Origin of the sequence: Streptomyces sp. NPDC026092, from assembly GCF_040638605.1 — a bacterium.
In the GTDB taxonomy this organism is placed as follows: Bacteria; Actinomycetota; Actinomycetes; order Streptomycetales; family Streptomycetaceae; genus Streptomyces.
This window is the reverse complement of the sequence record NZ_JBEZYN010000001.1, coordinates 50,460-71,384: the sequence shown is the minus strand read 5'-3', so window position 1 is coordinate 71,384 and position 20,925 is coordinate 50,460. Positions and strand designations below refer to the sequence as shown.

General features: G+C 72.1%; 17 protein-coding genes. 6 read left to right on the top strand and 11 right to left on the bottom strand.

Annotated elements, in window-relative coordinates:
- The first annotated feature begins 30 nt into the window (after positions 1–30).
- Positions 31–420 (top strand): cupin, encoded by a 390-nt coding sequence (locus AB0F56_RS00305; RefSeq protein ID WP_362002416.1) that lies wholly within the window; start codon positions 31–33, stop codon positions 418–420.
- A 61-nt stretch (positions 421–481) separates the two neighbouring features.
- Here AB0F56_RS00305 and AB0F56_RS00300 read toward each other — a convergent pair whose 3' ends face one another.
- The 8 genes from AB0F56_RS00300 to AB0F56_RS00265 all read right to left on the bottom strand — a co-directional run bounded on the left by AB0F56_RS00300 (position 482) and on the right by AB0F56_RS00265 (position 10,396).
- The gene (locus AB0F56_RS00300) at positions 482–1,189 is read right to left on the bottom strand and encodes a GNAT family protein (protein ID WP_362002414.1); all 708 of its coding nucleotides are present in this window, start codon (positions 1,187–1,189) and stop codon (positions 482–484) included.
- A gap of 156 nt (positions 1,190–1,345) precedes the next feature.
- Positions 1,346–3,115 carry a CocE/NonD family hydrolase gene (locus AB0F56_RS00295; protein WP_362003183.1) on the bottom strand — a complete coding sequence of 590 codons (1,770 nt, stop codon included), beginning with the start codon at positions 3,113–3,115 and terminating at the stop codon, positions 1,346–1,348.
- 154 nt (positions 3,116–3,269) lie between these two features.
- Positions 3,270–4,202 (bottom strand): LD-carboxypeptidase, encoded by a 933-nt coding sequence (locus AB0F56_RS00290; protein WP_362002413.1) that lies wholly within the window; start codon positions 4,200–4,202, stop codon positions 3,270–3,272.
- Positions 4,199–6,190 carry a prolyl oligopeptidase family serine peptidase gene (locus AB0F56_RS00285; RefSeq protein WP_362002411.1) on the bottom strand — a complete coding sequence of 664 codons (1,992 nt, stop codon included), beginning with the start codon at positions 6,188–6,190 and terminating at the stop codon, positions 4,199–4,201. Before AB0F56_RS00285 ends, AB0F56_RS00290 begins: the two co-directional genes overlap by 4 nt.
- A 57-nt stretch (positions 6,191–6,247) precedes the next feature.
- Positions 6,248–7,582 carry a M20/M25/M40 family metallo-hydrolase gene (locus tag AB0F56_RS00280; protein ID WP_362002409.1) on the bottom strand — a complete coding sequence of 445 codons (1,335 nt, stop codon included), beginning with the start codon at positions 7,580–7,582 and terminating at the stop codon, positions 6,248–6,250.
- On the bottom strand, positions 7,575–8,408 hold the full coding sequence (locus AB0F56_RS00275) for a M55 family metallopeptidase (RefSeq protein ID WP_362002407.1): 834 nt from the start codon (positions 8,406–8,408) through the stop codon (positions 7,575–7,577). Before AB0F56_RS00275 ends, AB0F56_RS00280 begins: the two co-directional genes overlap by 8 nt.
- A 99-nt stretch (positions 8,409–8,507) precedes the next feature.
- On the bottom strand, positions 8,508–9,674 hold the full coding sequence (locus AB0F56_RS00270; protein WP_362002406.1) for an MFS transporter: 1,167 nt from the start codon (positions 9,672–9,674) through the stop codon (positions 8,508–8,510).
- Positions 9,675–9,799: 125 nt separating this feature from the next.
- Positions 9,800–10,396, bottom strand: coding sequence for a helix-turn-helix domain-containing protein (locus tag AB0F56_RS00265; protein WP_362002404.1), 597 nt, complete (start codon positions 10,394–10,396; stop codon positions 9,800–9,802).
- 231 nt (positions 10,397–10,627) lie between these two features.
- Here AB0F56_RS00265 and AB0F56_RS00260 point away from each other — a divergent pair, with 231 nt between their 5' ends.
- Positions 10,628–11,614 carry a hypothetical protein gene (locus AB0F56_RS00260; RefSeq protein ID WP_362003181.1) on the top strand — a complete coding sequence of 329 codons (987 nt, stop codon included), beginning with the start codon at positions 10,628–10,630 and terminating at the stop codon, positions 11,612–11,614.
- 21 nt (positions 11,615–11,635) lie between these two features.
- Here the strand turns inward: AB0F56_RS00260 and AB0F56_RS00255 are convergent, their stop codons facing one another.
- Both AB0F56_RS00255 and AB0F56_RS00250 read right to left on the bottom strand, forming a co-directional pair.
- Positions 11,636–14,026, bottom strand: a complete 2,391-nt coding sequence (locus AB0F56_RS00255; RefSeq protein ID WP_362003180.1) for an MFS transporter — start codon at positions 14,024–14,026, stop codon at positions 11,636–11,638.
- Positions 14,027–14,272: 246 nt separating this feature from the next.
- Positions 14,273–14,716 (bottom strand): SRPBCC family protein, encoded by a 444-nt coding sequence (locus AB0F56_RS00250; RefSeq protein WP_362002402.1) that lies wholly within the window; start codon positions 14,714–14,716, stop codon positions 14,273–14,275.
- Positions 14,717–14,901: 185 nt separating this feature from the next.
- Between AB0F56_RS00250 and AB0F56_RS00245 the strand changes: the two genes are divergently transcribed.
- The 3 genes from AB0F56_RS00245 to AB0F56_RS00235 all read left to right on the top strand — a co-directional run bounded on the left by AB0F56_RS00245 (position 14,902) and on the right by AB0F56_RS00235 (position 18,165).
- On the top strand, positions 14,902–15,933 hold the full coding sequence (locus tag AB0F56_RS00245) for an Rv2578c family radical SAM protein (RefSeq protein ID WP_362002400.1): 1,032 nt from the start codon (positions 14,902–14,904) through the stop codon (positions 15,931–15,933).
- Positions 15,934–16,054: 121 nt separating this feature from the next.
- A complete protein-coding gene (locus AB0F56_RS00240) occupies positions 16,055–17,665 on the top strand; it encodes an alpha/beta hydrolase (protein WP_362002398.1) in 1,611 nt (536 codons plus the stop codon).
- A gap of 86 nt (positions 17,666–17,751) precedes the next feature.
- Entirely contained in the window at positions 17,752–18,165 is a 414-nt protein-coding gene (locus AB0F56_RS00235; RefSeq protein WP_362002396.1) for a RidA family protein, read from the top strand.
- Here AB0F56_RS00235 and AB0F56_RS00230 read toward each other — a convergent pair.
- Entirely contained in the window at positions 18,162–18,758 is a 597-nt protein-coding gene (locus AB0F56_RS00230; RefSeq protein ID WP_362002395.1) for an adenylosuccinate lyase, read from the bottom strand. The two genes, AB0F56_RS00235 and AB0F56_RS00230, sit on opposite strands and share 4 nt — an antisense overlap.
- A 355-nt stretch (positions 18,759–19,113) precedes the next feature.
- On the opposite strand from AB0F56_RS00230, the gene AB0F56_RS00225 reads away from it, so the two are divergent.
- A complete protein-coding gene (locus AB0F56_RS00225) occupies positions 19,114–20,895 on the top strand; it encodes a 3-hydroxybutyryl-CoA dehydrogenase (RefSeq protein ID WP_362002393.1) in 1,782 nt (593 codons plus the stop codon).
- The last annotated feature ends 30 nt before the right edge of the window (positions 20,896–20,925 follow it).

The following is a 20,925-nucleotide window of genomic DNA, read 5'->3' as shown; positions in this document are numbered from 1 at the left end:
CCGACCACCACCGAGGAAAGGCCTCACGACATGAGCGTCACCCCGATCGACCTCTTCTCCTCGTTCCTCCGCATCGACCCCGGCGGTGAGGTGCACGCCGTGCCTCCCGTGTTCGACCCCGAGCGGGACGGCTGGCAGGTGATGACGTTCCACGTGGAGGACGACGCCGACGTGCACGCCGACCACTGGGAGATCCACACGGAGGCGGACGAGGTGGTGGCCTGTCTGACCGGTGGGATACGGCTCTCCTTCCGCCCCGAGTCGCCCGGTGGGGCCGAGGAGGGGATCGAGCTGGCGGCCGGGACCGCGGCGGTCGTGCCGCGCGGCCGATGGCACCGGATCACGCTGAACGGCCCCAGCGACATCATGTCCCTCGCCCGGCCGCGCGGAAGCCGCCTGGAGCGGCGGACCGAGGCCTGAGAGCACGTCAGGGCAGCCCGCGGATCCCAGCGGGGGGCTGCCCTGCGGCTTCGCGCGGCGGCTACGCGCAGACGAGCGGACCCCGAGGGTCCGTGGCGGTCTGCGCGTCGGAGGCGCGCGGGGCGTGGTGCGCCGTGCGGGCTTCGAGAATGCCGCGGACCATCGGCCACTCCTCGTCCAGGACCGAGTAGAAGGCGGTGCTCCGTACGGCCCCGTCCAGGCCGCGCGAGTGGGCCCGGCGCACACCCTCGCAGGTGGCCCCCAGGCGTTCGATGGCGGCCCGGGAGCGCAGGTTGCGCGCGTCCGCGCGCATCGAGACGCGGCGGACGCCCCACGCCTCGAAGGCGTGGCGCAGCATCAGCAGCTTGGCCTCGGTGTTGATGCCGGTGCCCTGGGCTCCCGGTGAGAGCCAGGTGTTGCCGATCTCGGCCGCGTCGGGGACCGCGGTGAGCGGGTCGCCGTGGGGCACCCCGGGGACCGCGGGCCAGACCAGCGGTCCCTGCCAGTAGTCGAGCTCCAGGAAGCGGGTCGAGCCCACCACCCGCCCGTCGGCGGTACTGACGACGGCGAAGGGAAGCGCCCGGCCCGCGGCCTGATCGGCCAGGGCCCGTTCGATATAGATCTCCGCCGCGTCCAGGCTGTGGGGGACGGGCGTGAACGCGTACGTCGTACGGTCCTCGGTGCCGGCCGCGGCGATCGCGACGGCGTGCTGTGGTGCGAGGGGTTCCAGCCGTACGGTGCGGCCGGACAGCACAAGGGGAAGTGGCACGGGGCCTTCGGTCCTTCTACGAGGCGGGGAGATGCCACCCGCACCGGCGTCTCACGGTGCGTAGGCGGAGGCACAGTCTGCGGCCCGCTGCCCGCGGAGTGGGAAAAGAACAGGTAAAGACCGGCCGAAGGTCCCGTGAATCCACCCTTCTGGCCGCTAACCCACCCGGCCCTTGACAAGTGGCAGCTCCAGCGTGCCGGTGTCCTCCGGCGCGGCGGTGACGATCACCGGCTTCAGCCCCCGGTTCCCGACGTACGCGTCGTCACTCGCCGCGATCACGAACTCCAGCCGGTGGCCCACCTCGTAGCGGTGGGCGATCCCCGGCAGCTCGACCGTGAACGGCCGGGTCACGTCGGGCACGCGCACGGGCGCCACGAGTCGGTTGACCAGGGTCTTCTTCCCGTCCGGTGCCACGTCGTAGACCTTGGCGAAGAGCACCAGCCTGTCGGCGGCGTCGCCGGAGTCCTGGACCCGCTCGGCCTTCGGGGAGACGACCCGGAGCGTCGCCTTCGGGGCGCCGACGAGGTCGACGGGGGCGGTCAGCGGGGCGCTGGTCCAGGCGAGGTGGGTGCCCGCGATGTCGTACGGCTGCGGGTCGGGCAGCCCGATCAGGCCGGCGAGCGAGGACTCGGAGTGGCTCGTGGGGACCAGCCAGTTGGAGTACGTGCGGGACCCACGGGCGACCTTGGCGCGGTTGTCGACGAGCTTGCCGTCCCCGGAGAGGTAGAGCTTCTGGCTGAGGGCGGGGACGCCGGCCGCGGTGCCGTAGCCGCTCTGCCAGGAGCGGTAGTACGCGAACTCGGCGCCCGTGTCCGTGCTCGCCTCGCGGCGCAGGTACCGGTCGAACCAGGCGAGGACGCGCCCGCCGACGTAGCTGCTCTCCAGATTGCCCTGCCCGAGGTCGAGTTCGCCGGGTGCCTGGCCGCCGCTGTGGCCCCAGGACTGCCAGATCATCTTGGTCTCGACGCCGCGCGCCTGGAGCCGCTCGTAGGTGTCCTGGGCCTCGTTGAGGGTGAAGAGGCTGTCGGCCTGGCCCTGGACGACCAGGGTCGGTGCCTTGACCCGGTCGAGGTACGAGACCGGGGAGACGCTCCGGGCGAAGTCGAGCATCTTCTTCGTCTCGGCGGCGGGGTAGCGGCCGGAGTTGAGCAGCCGGACCGTGTCGCAGGCGTCGGTGACGAAGTGCAGACAGCGCAGGCTGTTGATCCGGGACGGATCGAGGGACGGGACGAGCAGCGGCTGCCCCTCCCCCATCAGGTAGAAGCCGTTGGCCCACTGCCATTTGAAGACGCCGGGGGTGGCCCGGTCTGCGGCGTTCGGGGCGAGGGAGTACGCGAGGTCGTTCCAGGTGATGAGCGGGACGAGCGCGTCGAGCCGGGGGTCGACGGAGGCGGTGGCGAGCTGAATGGCGCCGCCGTAGGAGCCGCCGATCATGCCGACGCGCGGGTCGCCCGCGCCGTCCTGGGTGACGAAGTCCGCGCGGGCGCCGTCGTCGGCCGCCCGGGTGCCGCCGAGGAAGTCGAGGAGCCGGGCGGCGGCCTGCCCGTCGATGCGGGGGTCGTCGAGGGAGATCAGGCAGCCGGACTTGCCGAAGCCGAGCCCGGAGTAGACGAGTCCGACGTAGCCGCGCGCGGCGAAGGCCTTCCCGATGGCGTCCGTGGACCCGTCCGCCTTGCTCCCGCCGAAGCCGTTGGTGGCGAGCACGGCGGGCGCCGGGTGCGCCGCGTCCACCCCGGCAGGCCGGTACAGGTCGGCGTCGACGGCGCAGGTGCGCCCGCCCGCCTCGACGGTGAACGTCAGCGGGGTGACGGTGTACGCGCCGGGCTCGGCGCCGCTCGCGGGGCCGGCCAGGGCGAGCGGCGCGGCGAGCGCCGAACTCGCGGCCAGAGCGAGGAGCTTTCGGGAGAGCGGTAGCGCACGGGACACGGACACGGGGCCTCCACGCTGAGGATACCGACTGGTAAGTACCGAACCGGGCCCATGGTGTGACACGTGTCAGATCTCGTCAACGCGCCCGACAGCGGTTGTTGACGGAGATTCAGTGAAGGTCGGGGCGAAGGGGCGCCTCGGGGCGCGTACCTCAGGCGAGCGCCGGTACGTCCAGGGTCAGCGTCGCCGCCTCCGCGTCCAGGACTCCGGGGACGCCCAGCGGGAAGGTGAGCGCCGTCTCGCTGTGCCCGAAGCCCAGCTCCTCCACCACCGGGACGCCGAGCCCGCCGAGCCGGTCGGCGAGGACCGCGCGGACGTCCTCGTAGGGACCGCACTCCGCCCAGGAGCCCAGGGCGATGCCCGCGACACCGTCCAGCCAGCCGGAGCGCAGGAGTTGGGTGAGGATGCGGTCGAGCCGGTACGGCTCCTCCCCCACGTCCTCCAGGAGCAGCAGCCCGCCGCGGGCCGAGGGGCGGGCGTGCGGGGTGCCGAGGTCGGCGGCGAGGAGGCTCACGCAGCCGCCGAGGGTGACGCCGTGCGCCCGGCCGGGGGCCAGCGGGCGTGCGGTGGCGAGGCCGAGGGTCCGTACCGACTCGGGCTCGAACAGCGTGGCGCGCAGGGACTCCTGGGTGCGCGGGTCCTTGAGGAAGGTGGCCGCCGCGACCATCGGGCCGTGCAGGGTCGCGAGTCCGGCGCGGACGGCGAACGCCTCGTGCAGGGCGGTGACGTCGCTGTAGCCGACGAACACCTTGGGCCCGGCGGCCCGGATCGCCGACCAGTCGATCAGGTCCACCATCCGCTGCGATCCGTACCCGCCCCGCGCGCAGAGCACGGCGGACACGCCGGGGTCGCACCAGGCCTCCTGGAGGTCCCGGGCCCGGTCCTCGTCGCCGCCCGCGAGATAGCCCAACTCGCCATGGACGTCGAGGACATGGGGTGCGACGACGGGTTCCAGATCCCAGCCGCGCAGGATGTCGAGGCCCGCCGCTAGCCGCTCCTCCGGGATCGGGCCGCTGGGAGCGACGACGGCGACGCGGGCGCCGGGGCTCAGCCGCGCGGGCCGGGTCGGCGGGGTCACGGTCATTTCCTCAGCTCCAGCGGCGGGACGTCGGAACGCACGACCCCGAAGGTCTGTGCGTACAGGGAGAGTTCGGCCTCCAGGGCGCGGATCATCGTCTCGGCCCTGCGGAAGCCGTGTCCCTCGCCCTCGAAGGCGATGTACGCGTGCGGGACGCCCCGTCCCGCCATCCGCGCGAGGAACCGCTCGGCCTGCGCGGGCGGGCAGATCACGTCGTCGAGGCCCTGGAGCAGCAGGAAGGGTGCGGAGATCCGCTCGACGTGGTCGAGCGGCGAGCGTTCCTGGTAGCGGGCCGGCACCTCGGCGAGCGGCCCGACGAGCGACTCCAGGTACCGGGACTCGAAGTCGTGGGTCTCGTCGGTGGCCCAGCCGAGGAGGTCGAGGATGGGGTAGATGATCGTGCCGCAGGCGTAGACCTCGGAGGTGACGAGGGAGGCGGCCGTGGTCCAGCCGCCCGCGCTGCCGCCCCGGACGGCGAGCCGGGCCGGGTCGGCGGTGCCCTCGGCGGCGAGCGCCTCGGCGACGGCGGCGCAGTCCTCGACGTCGACCACGCCCCACTGCTCGCGCAGCCGCTCGCGGTACTCGCGTCCGTAGCCGGTGGAGCCGCCGTAGTTGACCTCGGCGACGCCGATGCCGCGGGAGGTGAAGTAGGCGATCTCCAGGTCGAGGACGAGCGGGGCGTGCCCGGTCGGCCCGCCGTGCGCCCACACGACATAGGGCGGCAGCTCGTGCCCGGACGGGGTCCGGTCGGGGCTGTGGGGCGGGTAGACGTGGGCGTGGATCTCGCGGTTGTCGGGCCCGGTGAAGGTACGGATCTGGGGCTCGGGGTAGTACGACGGGTCGACCGGGTCCTCGTGGGCGGAGCCGAGCACCCGGGCCCGGCCGGTGCGGGTGTCCAGCTCGACGACCTCGTACGCGCTGCGCGGGCTGGCGGCGACGCCGACGACCCGGTCGCCGAGCACGGCGAGGGTGGCGGCCCACTCGGTCCACGGTCCCGCGGCGTCGACGAGTTCGCCGCTCTCGGGGTCGAGTATTCCGAGGGCGGTGGCGCCCTTGCCGTGGATGACGGCGACGAGGCCGTTCTCCAGGGGCTGGAACCAGCTCAGGCCGATCTTCCAGAGCGGTCCGCCGAACTCCTCGGGGCGCGGGCACAGGGCGACCGGTTCGCCGCCGTCCTCGGTATCCGTGCGGTAGAGGTTCCACCAGCCGCTGCGGTCGCTGACGTACAGGAGCCGGCCGCCGGCCGACCAGCCGACCTGCGGCACGGACTCCTCTGGTCCGCCGGCCACGGTCCGTGCCGGGCCGAAGGTGCCGTCGGGGGTGATGTCGGCGAGGAGGACCTCCGTGCCGTCCCAGGGCATGCGCGGGTGGTCCCAGCCGATCCAGGCCGCCTGCCGGCCGTCCGGGGAGAGCCGGGGTCCTGTGACGAACCGGTGCCGTCCGTCGGAGAGTTCACGGATCGCGCCCCGGTCCTCGGCGGCCGATCCGTCGAGGGGCACGGCGACGAGGACGCGGCGCACGTCGGTGGGCGCGGGGCCGGTGAACTCCTCCAGGACGCACCAGACTTCGCCGCGCCCGGGGTGGAACACCGGGTCGACCCAGCGCAGTCCGCCGCCGACGGAGGAGACGGGGGTGAGCGGCCGGGGCCCGGCGCCGGCCGGGGCGTCGGGCTCGTACGCGTACAGCCGCTGGTCGGCGAAGTGGACGAAGACGACGAGCGGGCCGTCGTTCTCGCGCGCCAGGCCCGCCCAGGGCAGTCCGCCGTACTCGATCACCCGGCTGCGGACGTTCCAGGGGGCCGCTAGCACGGACTCCTCGGTGCCGTCGGCGCGCCGGCGTACGAGCGCCCGCCGGCCGCCCTCGGTGGGGCGGGGCGCGGTCCACCACACCTCGTCGCCGACGACGCCGACGTACTCGGGCCGCCCGTCGTGGCGGGCGGCCAGCGCGGCGTCGATCGGGGAAGGCCAGGTGCCGTAGGCGCCCGTGGGTACCATCGCGACTTCCTTTACACGGACTCGGGCGGGGACACGCGAACTCGAACTCGACGCAACCTACGCCGACTTCAGGTAGTGGTCGAGGACCCGGACCCCGAAGTGCAGGGCGTCGACGGGCACACGCTCGTCCACGCCGTGGAAGAGCGCGCCGTAGTTCAGCTCCGGGGGCAGCCTCAACGGGGAGAAACCGTAACCGGTGATGCCGAGCCGGGAGAACTGCTTGGCGTCGGTGCCGCCCGACATGGTGAACGGGAGGACGTGCCCGGACGGGTCGAAGTGCTCGACGGCGGCCCGTAGTTTGGCGAAGGTCGGCGAGTCGACCGGGGCCTCCAGCGGGACCTCGCGGTGGTGGAACTCCCACTCCACGTCGGGCCCGGTGAGCAGGTCCATCGTCGCGGCGAACTCCTCCTCGCCGCCGGGCAGCGTGCGCCCGTCGACATAGGCGACGGCCTGCCCGGGGATGACGTTGACCTTGTAACCGGCGTCGAGGATCGTCGGGTTGGTGCTGTTGCGCACGGTCGGTTCGACGAGCGCGGCGGCCGGTCCGAGCTTCTCCATGAGCGCGTCGACGTCGAAGCCCTCGGCCGTCACGTCGGTCTCGATGCCGTACAGCGCGGCGAGTTCGGTCAGCGCGGCCCGTACGGTCGGGGTGAGGCGGACGGGCCAGGTGTGGGCGCCGATCCGGGCGACGGCCTCGGCGAGCCGGGTGACCGCGTTGGCGGTGTTGACCTTGGAGCCGTGACCCGCCCGGCCGTGCGCGGTGAGCTTGACCCAGGCGGTGCCGCGCTCGCCCGCCGCGATCGGGTAGAGCGTGAGGTCGGGCTGCGGATGGAAGCTGAACGCGCCGGACTCGCTGATGCCTTCGGTGCAGCCCTCGAAGAGGCCGGCGTGCCGGTCGGCGAGGAAGCCCGAGCCGTCCACGGCGCTGTCCTCCTCGTCGGCGGTGTAGGCGAGGACGATGTCGCGTCGCGGCCGGATGCCCTGGCGCGCCCAGGAGCGGACGACGGCGAGGACCATCGCGTCCATGTTCTTCATGTCGACGGCGCCGCGCCCCCACACCACTCCGTCGCGGACCTCGCCGGAGAAGGGGTGGACGGCCCAGTCGGCGGGCTCGGCCGGGACGACGTCCAGGTGGCCGTGGACGAGGAGGGCGTCGGCGGACGGGTCGGTGCCCTCGATCCGGGCCACCACGTTCGTCCGGCCCGGGGTCCGTTCGAGGAGGGTCGGATCGAGCCCGGCGGCGGCGAGCCGCTCGGCGACGTACTCGGCGGCGGGCCGTTCGCGGCAGTCGCCGCCGCCCCGGTTGGTGGTGTCGATCCGGATCAGCTCGGAGGTGAAGGTCACGACCTCGTCCAGCGCCGCGCCGTCCAGGCTCCGGAAGGGCTCAGCCATACTGCTCCTCCACCGCTGCGGAGACGATCGTGGTGACCGCCTTGAACGTACGAATGCCCTCGTACATCCTCTCGCTGGTGTACGCGACACGGCGCTCGCCGCTCCGCGCCACTCCCGGGACGACGGTCGCGGCGCCGACCAGGTGCTCGGTATCGAACTCCAGCTCGAAGGTGAACGGCCCGGCCTCCACCGGCTCGTGCCGTACGGCGAGGGCGACGGCGTCCTTCGCGGCGGCCCGGATCTCGCTCGCCGTGCGCTTCGGGGTCCGGCAGACCGCCGCGTACCGCGAGACGTAGTCCTTGACCGCGACCTTGCGCGACTCGGGCGCGTAGCCGAGGGCGTCGTCGCAGGCCAGGTCGTCCCCCGTGAAGAGGACGACGGGCACGCCGTACTCCGCGACCACATGGGCGTTGAGCAGCCCCTCGCTCGCCCGGACGCCGTTCAGCCAGACGCCGGTGATCGAGTTGGCCAGGTAGGTGTGGGCGAGGACGCCCTCGGTTCCCGCGCCGGTGTGGTAGCCGACGAAGGCGATGCCGTCGACGTCGCCGTGCTGCACTCCCTCGACCATGGACAGGGTCTTGTGCCGCCCGGTGATCATCTCGGCCCGCTCGTCGAGCTGTTCCAGGAGGAGGTTGCGCATGGACCAGTGCGCCTCGTTGATCAGCACCTCGTCGGCGCCGCCGTCGAAGAAGCCGAGGACCGCCGCGTTCACGTCGGAGGTGAACATGGGCCGGCACCGCTCCCATTGCGGGGTCCCTGGCAGGACGTCGCCGGGCCAGGTGACGCCGGTGGCGCCCTCCATGTCGGCGCTGATCAGGATCTTCACTGGCCCTGTCCCCTCACGTTCGGTGACGACGACGCTCCTGCGGCGTCACGTTACGCCGCAAGGAAGGGCCAGGCCAGGACCCCGAGAAGGTTTAATGGTCTAGACCTCTAGGAGTACACGGTCGCCACCGCGCCGCCGCGCGCGTGCGGGCAGCAGGGACAGCAGACCGAGGACGGCGAGGACGGCGCCGAGCCAGAGCGGCGCACGGAGCCCGTGCGCGTCGACGAGGAGGCCGCCGACGGACGAGCCGATGATGACGCCGAGGGTGATGAAGGAGGAGTGGACGGTGTTCACCAGCGGCCCGGCGTTCCCGGCGCGCTGGACGCGGGTGACCATGGCCGGGTTCATGGTGACGCCCACCAGGCCTATGCCGATCATGAGGCCCACGGCGGCCGGGCCGACGTCGGCGAGCAGGGCGAAGCCGCTCAGGAACAGGACGTTGAGGGCGAGACCGACGACCTGCACGCCGATCGTACGGCGGTCCGCGAGCCGGCCCACGACGGTGTTCCCGATGACGGTGGCGGCGCCGTAGAGAACGAGCAGGAGGGGGACGGTCCCCTCCTCGAAGCCGCTGACCTCGGTGAGGATCGGGTTGAAGTAGCTGAAGGCGGCGAAGGTCGCGCCGATGATGAGCGTGCTGGTGACGAGCGCCGCCCACAGCGAGGGCCGGCGGAAGACCTGGACCTCGGCACGGAAGGAACCGCCTCCGTTCCCCGGCAGTTCCAGGTGGGGCACGCCCACCGCCACCGCCGCGGCGGCGAGCACGGCAAGCACGGCGATGGCCCAGAAGGCGGCGCGCCAGCCAAGGTGCCCGCCGATGAAGGTCGCCAGGGGCAGCCCGAGGAGGGTGCCGAGCATCAGACCGTTCATCGCCACGCCGATGGCGCGGCCGCGGATCTCCTCCCGGGTCAGCGCGGAGCAGACGGAGATGGCGACGCCGAAGAAGGCCTGGGAGGCGACGCCGGTGATGACGCGCGCGGCGACCATCGCACCGTACGAAGTGGCCGTCGCGGCCAGCAGATTGCCCGCCAGGAAGACGCCGAAGAGCACGAGGAGCGCGGGCTTGGGGCGCAGCTTGAGCACGGCGACGGTGAGGAAGGGACCGCCGACGGCCATGGCGACGGCGAAGGTGGTGATGAGGTAGCCGATCTGCGGGACGGTCGCGTCGAGCCCGGCCGCCATCTGCGGCATGAGGCCCGCGACGACGAACTCGCTGGTGACCATGGCGAAGATGCCGATGGCCAGTACGTACACGGCGCGTGGCACGTGGGTTCACGTCCTTCGTTGCTCGGGGTGGGAGGGTCAGTTTTGGACTGATCAGTACGAAATGAAGGCACGGAGGAGCGGGGCGGAGCCCCGACAGGGCCGCCCTCAGGCGCTTCAGACAGATGTCAGACGGCCATGGCGCCGAGCGCGACGGCGGCGATGGACTCGATGACGGCGCGGTCGGCGCCGTTCTGCGCCGAGACGCGCATGCCGGCGACGGCGGCGGTGAAGAACCGCGCGAACTCGTCGGGCCGACGGTTCCGCGAGAACACGCCGTCGTTCTGACCGGCGGCGATGGTCGCCGTGAGCGCCGCGAGCCGGCGCTCCTGGTCCCGCCCGAGGAGGGCGGCCACCTGGGCGTCCCGCCCGGAGAGTTCGACGGTGGTGTTGACGCCGAGGCAGCCGATGCCGATCCCCGCCCTGCGGTGGGTCTCCTCCATCTCGACGACCGACGCCATGACGCCCTTCAGCCGGTCGGCGGGCGGGAGCGACTCGTCCTCCAGGAGGGCGAGTTGCATGTCCGTCGTCAGCTCGGTGTAGCGCGTCAGCGCCCGCAGGAACAGGGCGTGCTTGCTGACGAAGGTGTTGTAGATGCTGCTGCGCCCCAGACCGGTCGCCTCGCACAGATCCTGGGTGGAGGTGGCTTCGTAGCCCTTCTCCCAGAACAGGAGCATCGCGGTGTCCAGGGCGCGCGCCTCGTCGAACGTCTTCGGGCGTGCCATGCGAGCACCGTAGCAAGTATTGGACTGGACGGTCCAATACTGATCGCGGCACCATGCCCGCCTTGATCCGAATTCGGGCGATATCTCGTCAACCCGTCCGTATAGGCTGGCCGCTGCGGATTTTTCGCCCCGCGCCCCCTATCCCCTGCGTCAGGAGACCTCTCGGTGACCACCGTGATCGCCCCCTCGGAAGCCACCGCCCCCGAGGCGGCCGACTTCGTCGTCCAGGACGTGCCCGATGTCGTGGTGCGGGACGCCCGGGAGTTCGGGGTGTACGCCCGGACCGGCGGCTGGGCGTTCGCGCTCAAGGTGGCGCGGAGCGTACGACCCGGCGGGCAGGCCGCCGGAGAGTCCGGGAAGGTCTCGGCGAAGGCCTTCGCCGAGCTGGCCGAGTGCTCCCCCGAGCGGGTCATGCGGTTCTACAAGGCCTGGGACATGGCCGCCGACGACGGCCTCGTCCCGCAGTTCGAGGCGCTGACCCCGGGCGAGGACATCGAGCTGCCCGAGGCCGACGTCTGGCTCTCGTACTACTCCTCCCGCTCCAGTGCCTCCTCCGTGCGCGGCCACGCGATCACCGCCGCCGCCGAGGCCGAGGGCATCCGGCCGACGAAGGCCCTCGAGGTCGCCGAGAACCCGACCGCCCTGCGGGCCGCGATCCTCGCCGACCCCGGCACGGCGGAGGCCGCGCGCGGCGCGCTGCTCGACCGGATGAAGGAGGACCCGGCGCTGCAGACCGAGATGGCCCGCGCCATCGCCAGGACCGGCGATCTGAAGAAGGCCGTCGCGAACGAGGCCAAGGCCGCCGACCGGATCGGCTACGTGCGGCAGATCGTGGAGAACGGGCAGATCAAGACGCCCGCCGGGCAGACCGTCGAGGCGCCCGCCGCGCTGCGCGCGGAGGCCGAGCGCCACCTCTCCCTCATCGACGAGCTCGACGACGCCGAGGAGGCGGGCGAGTGGGCCGGTGAGGCGTACGACGCGGTAAAGGTCATGGTCGCGGAGGCCGTGGAGGCCGATCCCGCGCTGCGCGTCCAGGAGCGCCGTACGAAGTTCTACAACAGCCTCCAGAAGGCCACGAAGGTCTTCGAGGAGCTGACCCTCGACGAGGTCCTGGAGGAGGACGTCATGGAGGACGACATGCTCCAGCGCCTCGAAGCCCTCCAGGCGGCGATCAGCAGCTGCATCGACACGCTGCGCAAGGCGACCGCCGCCTCCTGAACCGGGCCGACCGGGCTCCGCTCAGTCCTCGTGGCCGAGCTGCAGGTCGCGTTCGGTGCGTCCGCCGCCCGCGACCTGGAGCACGGTGGCGACCGGCGGATAGCCGGCCGCGATCACCGTGTACTCGCCCGAGGACAGGTCCACGAAGCGGAACGTGCCGTCAGGGCCGGTCGTCAGGGTGTCGACGACGTTCCCGGCCGCGTCGAGGAGCGTCACCCGGGCGTCCTCGACGGGCCGGCCGCCCCCGGCCCGTACCGTCCCGCGCAGCACCGCCCCGCCCGCCAGCTCGATGTCCTGGCGGGTCTCGCGGGAGGCCTGCACGCTCACCGGCAGCGCGGCGGGCCGGAAGGCCGGGGCACTGGCAGCGAGCGTGTACTCCCCCGCGACCAGCTCCGTGATGACGTAGCCGCCCTCGCGTCCACTGCGCGTCGAGGCGACGACCTCGCCGCGCACGTCGGTGAGGGTGACGGCCGCGTCCCGTACGGGAGTTCCGTCGGCAGTCACGACAGAGCCGGCCAGTCGGCCCGCGCCGCCGAGGACCACGTCGAGCTCGACGGGCCGCTCGCCGACGGTGACGGAGACGGCCTGCGGCTGATGGCCGCCGGCCGCCGCGATCAGGACGTACGAGCCGGGGCCCGGGACGCTCAGCGCGTACCGGCCGTCCTCGCCGCTGCCGCCGCGGCCGATCTGCCGCCCCTGGACGTCGATGAGGGTCAGGGCGGCGCGCGGGACGCGGCTGCCGTCGTGGTGCTGGACCGTGCCGCAGACGGGGAGTCCCGCGGTGTACGCGGGGGCGGCGGACGCGCGGGCGCGGGGCACGGCGGTGGGGGCCTCGGTGGTGGGGGTGTGGTGGGACACCAGCGGTTTCTCCTTGAGGAAGAAGGCGAGGACGAGGCCGAGCACGAGGACCGGCACGAGGTAGAGGAAGATGCGCGGCATCGCGTCCGCGTACGCCTGGATGTAGGCGTCGCGCAGCGCGGGCGGCAGCGCGTGCACCGCCTGCGGGGTGATCGATTCGGCGGCAGGGAGCGGAGCGCTCGCCGTGCGGGGCAGGGAGTCGGCGAGGGCGTCGTCGAGGCGGGAGGCGAAGAGGGTGCCGAAGATCGCGGCGCCGACGCTGCCGCCGATCTGCCGGAAGTAGTTGTGGGCGCTGGTGGCGGTGCCGAGGTCGGCGGGGCGGACGGAGTTCTGGACGGCCAGGATCAGGACCGGCATGACCAGGCCGATGCCGATGCCGAGGACGGCCTGCCAGAGGCTGTGGTGCAGGCGCGGGGTGTCGGTCTCCATCCGCGAGAGCAGCCACATGCCGACGACGGAGATCGCCCCGCCGACCACCGGGTAGATCTTGTAGTGGCCGGTCCGGGTGATGAGCTGTCCGGAGACGATGGAGGCGAGGACGATCCCGCCCATCAGCGGCAGCATGAGGAGGCCGGACTCGGTGGCGGTGGCGCCCTCGACCATCTGCAGGAAGGTCGGCAGATAGCTCGCGGCGCCGAAGAGCGCGATGCCGACGACCGCGCCGACGAGGCCGGTGACCGTGAAGACCGAGTCGCGGAACAGCCGCAGCGGGATGAGGGGTTCGGGGGCGAAGTGCTCGACGACCAGGAAGAGCAGGGCCGTTCCGGCCGCGCCGGCGGCGAGACCGATGATGACCTTGGAGTCCCAGGCGTACTCGGTCCCGCCCCAACTGGTCAGCAGCACAAGGCAGGTGGAGGCGGCGGCGAGCAGGATCGCGCCGAGGACGTCGAGCCTGGCGCGGGTCTTCGGCTTGGGGAGTTCGAGCACGACGGCGACGACGGCGAGGGTGACGAGCCCGAACGGCACGTTGAAGTAGAAGCACCAGCGCCAGGAGACGTGGTCGGTGAAGAAGCCGCCGAGCAGCGGTCCGGCGACGGAGGCGAGGCCGAAGGCGGCGCCGATGAGGCCCATGTAGCGGCCGCGTTCCCGGGCCGGGACGATGTCCGCGATGATCGCCTGGACACCGATCATGAGCCCGCCGGCGCCGATGCCCTGGACGGCCCGGAAGGCGATGAGTTCGTCCATCGACCGTGACCAGCCGGCCAGCGCCGAGCCGATGACGAAGACCACGATGGCGAAGAGGAAGACGCCCTTGCGGCCGAAGAGGTCGCCGAGCTTGCCGTAGATCGGCAGGCCGATGGTGGCGGTCAGCAGATAGGCGGTGATCGCCCAGGACATCCTGTCCAGGCCCTGGAGCTCGCCGACGATCTTCGGCAGGGCGGTGGCGACGATCATCTGCTCGAGCGCGGCGAGCAGCAGCGCGAGCATCAGGCCGAAGAAGACGAGCCGGACGCGGCGGGGATCGAGGGCGCCGTCCTCGGCCGGGAGCGGTGGAGCCGAGCCGGCCGGCGGATCGTCCGCGACGCCCGGCACCTCGCCCTTCACCAGCGTCATCGCACCCACGTGCTGCTCCCCTCGTCACGACATCAGCGCCGCGCCATTCTTCGCATTGGGCGCGAAGCGGGAGCAAGTCGGACGGTACGGAAGCTCAGTGCCGCCCATGATCGTGAACGGGCCTGCCACAGGGCGCACTTGGGGCGCTCATCAGCGCGTTTACGGAGAGCCGCGCGACCCCCGAGTGCGCGGGGCGCTCTTGCGGGGGTCGCGGGAAAACCACTCGAATCGGTGAGCGCGGGGGCGTTACTTCTCCACCTCGGTGGCGAGGTTGGCGAGGATGGCGTCGTAGATCCGGCCAAGTCCCTTGGGCGCGAAGGTCTTCTCGAAGAAGCCGCCGATGCCGCCGGCGCCGTTCCAGACGGTGGAGACGACGGCCTTGGACTTCCCCTCACCGGCGGGGGTGACGGTCCAGGTCGTGACCATGGAGGAGTTGCGGTCCTTCTCCACGAGCTGCCCGTCGGTGGGTTCGGTGACCTCCAGGAGGCAGTCGCGGATGCGCTTGCTGGTGGCCTGGAGCTTCCAGTGGACGAGCGTGCCCTCGCCGTCGCCGCCCTCGCGCACCTCGTACTCGCTGAAGTGCTCCGGCAGCAGCTGCGCGCGCTTGCCGGCGTAGTCGGCGAGGGTGTCGAACACCGTCTCCGGGTCCGCCGCGATGATCCGCTCCGTCGTGGCCTCGACCTGCGCCATGGCACTTCCTCCAGCACTTGGTTCTTCAGGGGTGTGGCGCCCAGCCAACCACCTGCGCGCGGGCCTCCCAAATCCGGGTTCCCCCTGGCATCCCCGCCGGGACTCCCCTCCCGGCTTGCGACGATCAAGGGAACAGGTGTTCTATTCTGGGAACGGCTGAGGACACTGCTACCGAGGAGGCGTCCATGCGCTGGGACAATCTGGGCGACAACGCCGTCGCCGGCGAGACCGCGCTGTTCGGCACGGACGCGGTCACGACCAGGACCTTCGACACCCCCGAGTTCCGCGGGATCACCTTCCACGAGGTGCGGGCCCGCTCGATCGTGAACCGGGTGCCGGGCGCCTCCCGCATGCCGTTCGAATGGACGGTCAACCCGTACCGCGGCTGCACGCACGCGTGCGTCTACTGTTTCGCCCGCAAGACCCACAGCTATCTGGACCTCGACACCGGTCTCGGCTTCGACTCCCAGATCGTCGTGAAGATCAACGCGCCGGAGCTCGTGCGCCGCCAGCTCTCCTCCCGCCGCTGGCAGGGCGCGCACATCGCGATGGGCACGAACGTGGACTGCTACCAGCGCGCCGAGGGCCGCTACCGGCTGATGCCGGGGATCATCGAGGCCCTGCGGGACCACGCGAACCCCTTCTCCATCCTCACCAAGGGCACCCTGATCCTGCGCGACCTCGATCTGCTCGTCCAGGCGTCCGAGGTGACCGAGGTCGGCATCTCCGTCTCCGTCGGCTTCACCGACCAGGAACTCTGGCGCACCGTCGAACCCGGCACGCCGTCCCCGGAGCGGCGCCTGGACGTCGTACGGACGCTCGGCGAGCACGGCATCGGCTGCGGGGTGCTGATGGCCCCGGTGATCCCCTTCCTGGGCGACCGCCCCGAGCAGCTGCGGGATACCGTGCGCGCCATCGCCGAGGCCGGCGCGACCTCCGTGACCCCGCTCGTGCTGCATCTGCGGCCGGGGGCGCGCGAGTGGTTCTTCACCTGGCTGCGACAGCACCACCCGGGGCTTGTGGGACGGTACGAGCGGATGTACGCGGACCGGGCCTACGCGCCGACCTGGTACCAGCGCCGGATCACCCGTCAGGTGCACGAACTGGCCGCCGAGTTCGGGATCGGACCCGCCGGCCGGGGCGCGCCGCGCCGGATACCCGTACCGGAGGAGTCCGCGCCGCTCCCGGGGGAGGCCGAGCAGCTCAGCCTGATCTGAATCCGAACGACGGCTCGCGTTCCGCCGGATTCCGCTGTCCGATGAGCTGACGGATCGTCTGTTCGGGTCAACTCTGGGCGGAACAGGTCCTTTTCCCTTTCCTTCTGGGCACGGACGCCCTATGACCACACGCGCAGGAATGCTGATCGCGGCTGGGGCGCTGGTCGCCGGGACGGCCACCGTCCTGCCCGCGTCCGCCGCTCCCCGGCCCGAGCCGTCCCCCCGCCCGATCGCGCCGCTCGTCTGGAGCGGCTGCGCCACGGCGGCGTATCCGAAGCTCCAGTGCGCCACGCTCAAGGTGCCGCTGAACCACGACGACCCGGCGGGCCGGTCCATCTCGCTCGCGCTCACCCGGATCCCGCACACCGCCGCGACCTTCCAGGGCCCGCTGGTCGTCAACCCGGGCGGGCCGGGCGGCAGCGGCCGCACCATGGCCGGGTTCGTGGCGGCCTCGCTGCCCGCGAAGGTCGCGGCGGAGTACGACGTCATCGGCTTCGACCCGCGCGGGGTCGGAAAGAGCGAGCCCGCGCTGAACTGCCGACCCGGCCACTTCGACCCGGTACGGCACGACTCGGTGCCGAGCGGGGCGGAGGGCGAGCAGCTCGGCGTCGAGCGGGCGCAGGCCTTCGCGAAGGCCTGCGGGGACAAGTACGCCGACGTCCTGCCGTACATCGACACGGTCAGCACGGCACGGGACGTGGACGCGATCCGCGCGGCGCTCGGCGCGCCGAAGCTCACCTACCTGGGCTACTCCTACGGCACCTACCTCGGCGCCGTGTACGCGCGGCTCTACCCGGAGCGGGTGCGCCGCATGGCGCTCGACTCGGTCGTCAATCCGCAGGGCGTCTGGTACGAGGACAACATCGCGCAGGACTACGCCTTCGACACCCGCCACAAGGACTTCATGGCCTGGGTGGCCCGCGAGAACGCCACGTACGGACTCGGCACGGACCCGGCGGCGGTCGAAGCCGCCTGGTACGGCATGCGGGACGCGCTGCGGACCACCCCGGCGGGCGGCAAGGTGGGGCCGGGCGAGCTGGAGGACACGTATCTGCCCGGCGGGTACTACAACGGCTACTGGCCGAAGCTGGCCGAGGCGTTCTCCGCGTACGTCAACGACAAGGACGCGGCCCCGCTGACCCGGGCGTACGAGAACTACGGGGCGATGGACGCGGCCTCCGACAACAGCTACTCGATCTACACGAGCGTGCAGTGCCGGGACGCGAAGTGGCCGCGCGACTGGAGCACCTGGCGCACCGACAACTGGGACGTGCACACCAAGGCGCCCTTCTCCACCTGGAACAACGCCTGGTACAACGCTCCGTGCGCGTTCTGGCCGGTGGGCTCGCTGACGCCGCCGGACGTCTCGAACGACGAGGTGCCGCCGGTCCTGATCCTCCAGGCGACGGACGACGCGGCCACCCCCTACGAGGGCGGTGTGGCGCTGCGCCGGATGGTCCAGGGCTCCAGCCTGGTGGTCGAGGAGGGCGGCGGGAACCACGGGGTGACACTGGCCGGCAACGACTGCATGGACGAGCACCTGGTGTCGTACCTCGCGACGGGGGTCGTGCCGCGCGGCGACGGGCAGGCGGAAGCGGACGCGGTCTGCTCGGCGCTCCCCGAGCCCAAGGCGAACCCGATGCCGAAGAAGCCCGCGGAGAAGCGGGCCGCGGTCGCACCGGCCGCCACGGGCGGGGAGGTCCTGCACGCGCTCCTCGGTCACGAGCGCTGAGGCACTCCGCACCTTGCTCCACCGGGCCGGGCCCCCTCGTCGGGGCCCGGCCCGGACTGTCAGTGGCGTGCGCGAGGATGTCGGGCATGAGTTCGCACCTGACCCATGTGTCCGCCCCCGACGGGGTCGCCGCCAGCCCCCAGTACAGCCATGTCGTATGGGGCACGGGCCGGTTCGTCGCGATATCCGGCCAGTGCTCCTTCGACGCCTCGGGCGCCGTCGTCGGGACGGACGACCCGGCGGCGCAGGCCCGTCAGGTCTTCGCGAACCTGCGCCGTTGCCTGGCCTCGGCGGGCGCGGGGTTCGAGGACGTCGTGAAGCTGACGTACTTCGTCACGGACGTCGCCCACCTGCCCGCCGTCCGGGCCGCGCGGGACGAGGCGTTCGGCGCCGCGCCGCTCCCGGCGAGCTCGGCGGTCCAGGTCGCCGCACTGGTCCGCCCGGAGCTGCTGATCGAGATCGAGGCCTTCGCGCTGATACCGGAGGACGGCGAGCGCTAGTCGGGGAGCCGGGCGAGGGCCGCCTCCGCCGCCGGGCCGAGGCGGGGGTGGGGCAGGGCGGCTTCGAGGGCCGGCCTGGCCCGGGTGTCGGCGAGCGTGCCGAGGCCCTCGACGCAGGCGAGGCCCACGCGCCAGTGCGGATCGTCGCGCGCCAGGCGCCTTTCGAGGACGGCGACCAGGGCCGGTACGGACTCGGGGGCGCGCAGGTCGGTGAGGAGCCGGACCGGGAAGAGGGCGTAGGCAACGCGGAGTTCGTTGGTCGCGAGGGCGGCGGCGGCCCGCGCCGTACGGGGGTCGCCGAGCCGGGCGAGGGCGTACGCGGCGGAGACGCACCGTTCGGGGTCGCGGTGGTTGAGGAGCAGGACCAGGGCCTCGAAGGCGCGCGGGTCACCGGCGAGGCCGAGCCGGAAGGCGGCGAGCTCGCGGGACCGGAGGGGCTGGCCGGGCGCGGTCAGGACGCGCGCGAACTCCTCGTGATCGTCGGTGGCGACGAGTTCCTCGAATGCTTTTCGATCGGCTTCACCGCCGTCCTGGATCTCGTCCCGCAATCGATCGATCATCGAGCAGAATTCGGGGTCCTGGGCGATTTCCATGGCCGCCAGCGTATCCGCGATCCAGATCACATTTTCCGAACTCCCCGGGACTGGCGCGCTCGTTACCCGCCGGTTAATCTCAGGTGAGCGGGTCACCCCCGCACCCCTCACAACGGCCTGGTGACGCAGCCGTCGTGAGATCGAGTGTGTCGGTTCGGCAGTTTCAGACGTGACTCCGGGACAGAGTCCGTCGCCCCTTTTCCCGCGCGTTCCACACGCGCCCGCAACGCGACCTGTTTCGCCCCCGAGCGATTCGTGTTCGCCCGCACGCGATCCGATTTCGCCCTCGCGATTCGCTTATCGCTCCCGCGATCGCCGCCTTCAGTCGTCACTCTTCACCTCCTGGAGTCCCCTGATGGACACCCCTCTCTCCACCATCGCCGTCGTCGGTCTCGGCACCATGGGCAAGGGCATCGCCGATGTCCTCGCCCGGGCCGGCCGCGAGGTCATCGGTATCGACATCAGCGAAGCCGCCGCCGGCCAGGCGGTCGCCGCCCTGGAGGCGTCCACCGCCCGCGCGGTGGCCCGTGAGCGGATCACCGAGGAGGAGCGGCGGGACGTCCTCGCCCGCTTCCGTACCTACTCCGACCTTCAGGCGGCGGCCGACGCCGACCTGGTCATCGAGGTCGTGCCCGAGTCGTACGAGGCCAAGCAGGAGGTCTTCCGGGCCCTGGACGGCATCATCCGGCCCGACGCGATCATCGCGACCGGCACCAACGCCCTCTCCGTGACCCGCCTCGCGGCCGACTCGGCGCACCCGGAGCGCGTGCTCGGGCTGCACTTCTTCACCCCCGTCCAGGCCATGAAGCTGGTCGAGGTCGTCTCCTCGGTCCTCACCGCTCCGCAGGCCGTCGAGGCCGTCACCGCACTGGCGCACGACCTCGGCAAGGAGCCCGTCGCGGTCGGCGACCGCCCCGGTTTCGTCGCGGACGGGCTGCTCTTCGGCTACCTCAACCAGGCCGCCGCGATGTACGAGGCGAAGTACGCCTCCCGCGAGGACATCGACGCCGCCATGAAGCTCGGCTGCGGTCTGCCCATGGGCCCGCTGGAGCTGCTCGACCTGATCGGCATCGACACCGCCCGTACGGTCCTGGAGGCGATGTACAGCGAGTCGCGCGACCGGTTGCACGCCCCCGCCCCGATCCTCAAGCAGCTCAGCGAGGCGGGCCTCACCGGCCGCAAGTCGGGGCGCGGTTTCTACACGTACGACGCGGCCGGCTCGGCCACCACGGTCCGCGACGCGCTGACCCCGCTGGAGAGCGCCGCCACCGCCCAGGGCCGCGAGGTCCGCTCGGTCGGCGTGGCCGGCTCCGGCACCATGGCCTCCGGGATCGCCGAGGTCTTCGCCAAGGCCGGGTACGAGGTCGTGCTCGCCGCCCGCTCGCAGGAGAAGGCCGACACCGCCAAGGCCCGGATCGCGAAGTCCCTCGCCCGTTCGGTCGACAAGGGCCGGATGACCGGCGAGGCCCGTGACGAGACGCTGGCCCGGATCACCGCGGCGGGCTCCGTCGACGCCTTCGCCGAGGTCGACCTCGCCGTCGAGGCGGTCGCCGAGGACCTGGCGATCAAGCAGGAGCTCTTCGCGCGCCTCGACAAGATCTGCAAGCCCGGCGCGGTGCTCGCCACCACGACCTCGTCCCTGCCGGTCGTCGCCTGCGCCCGCGCGACCTCGCGCCCGCAGGACGTGATCGGGATGCACTTCTTCAACCCGGCGCCCGCGATGAAGCTGGTGGAGATCGTCCGTACGGTCCTGACCGGCGACGACGTCCACGCCACGGTCCGCGAGGTGACGGCGAAGATCCGCAAGCACCCGGTGGACTGCGGCGACCGGGCCGGCTTCATCGTGAACGCGCTGCTCTTCCCGTACCTGAACAACGCGATCAAGATGGTCCAGGAGCACTACGCGACCCTGGACGACATCGACGCCGCGATGAAGCTGGGCGGCGGCTACCCGATGGGGCCGTTCGAGCTCCTCGACGTGGTCGGCCTGGACGTCTCGCTCGCGATCGAGCAGGTGCTGCACCGCGAGTTCCGTGACCCGGGTCTGGCCCCCGCGCCGCTCCTGGAGCACCTGGTGGCGGCCGGCTGCCTGGGCCGCAAGACGGGGCGCGGCTTCCGCGAATATGCCCGTCGCTGAGCCCTCCGCGGGCTGGGGAGGGTTGCTGAG

Bases quoted from the DNA above. Each gene is read 5' to 3' on its own strand.
- AB0F56_RS00280 (WP_362002409.1), bottom strand. From the start codon at position 7,582: ATGGCTGAGCCCTTCCGGAGCCTGGACGGCGCGGCGCTGGACGAGGTC.
- AB0F56_RS00225 (WP_362002393.1), top strand. From the start codon at position 19,114: ATGGACACCCCTCTCTCCACCATCGCCGTCGTCGGTCTCGGCACCATG.
- AB0F56_RS00235 (WP_362002396.1), top strand. From the start codon at position 17,752: ATGAGTTCGCACCTGACCCATGTGTCCGCCCCCGACGGGGTCGCCGCC.
- AB0F56_RS00265 (WP_362002404.1), bottom strand. From the start codon at position 10,396: ATGGCACGCCCGAAGACGTTCGACGAGGCGCGCGCCCTGGACACCGCG.
- AB0F56_RS00245 (WP_362002400.1), top strand. From the start codon at position 14,902: ATGCGCTGGGACAATCTGGGCGACAACGCCGTCGCCGGCGAGACCGCG.
- AB0F56_RS00240 (WP_362002398.1), top strand. From the start codon at position 16,055: ATGACCACACGCGCAGGAATGCTGATCGCGGCTGGGGCGCTGGTCGCC.
- AB0F56_RS00285 (WP_362002411.1), bottom strand. From the start codon at position 6,190: ATGGTACCCACGGGCGCCTACGGCACCTGGCCTTCCCCGATCGACGCC.
- AB0F56_RS00255 (WP_362003180.1), bottom strand. From the start codon at position 14,026: ATGACGCTGGTGAAGGGCGAGGTGCCGGGCGTCGCGGACGATCCGCCG.
- AB0F56_RS00305 (WP_362002416.1), top strand. From the start codon at position 31: ATGAGCGTCACCCCGATCGACCTCTTCTCCTCGTTCCTCCGCATCGAC.
- AB0F56_RS00290 (WP_362002413.1), bottom strand. From the start codon at position 4,202: ATGACCGTGACCCCGCCGACCCGGCCCGCGCGGCTGAGCCCCGGCGCC.
- AB0F56_RS00250 (WP_362002402.1), bottom strand. From the start codon at position 14,716: ATGGCGCAGGTCGAGGCCACGACGGAGCGGATCATCGCGGCGGACCCG.
- AB0F56_RS00230 (WP_362002395.1), bottom strand. From the start codon at position 18,758: ATGGAAATCGCCCAGGACCCCGAATTCTGCTCGATGATCGATCGATTG.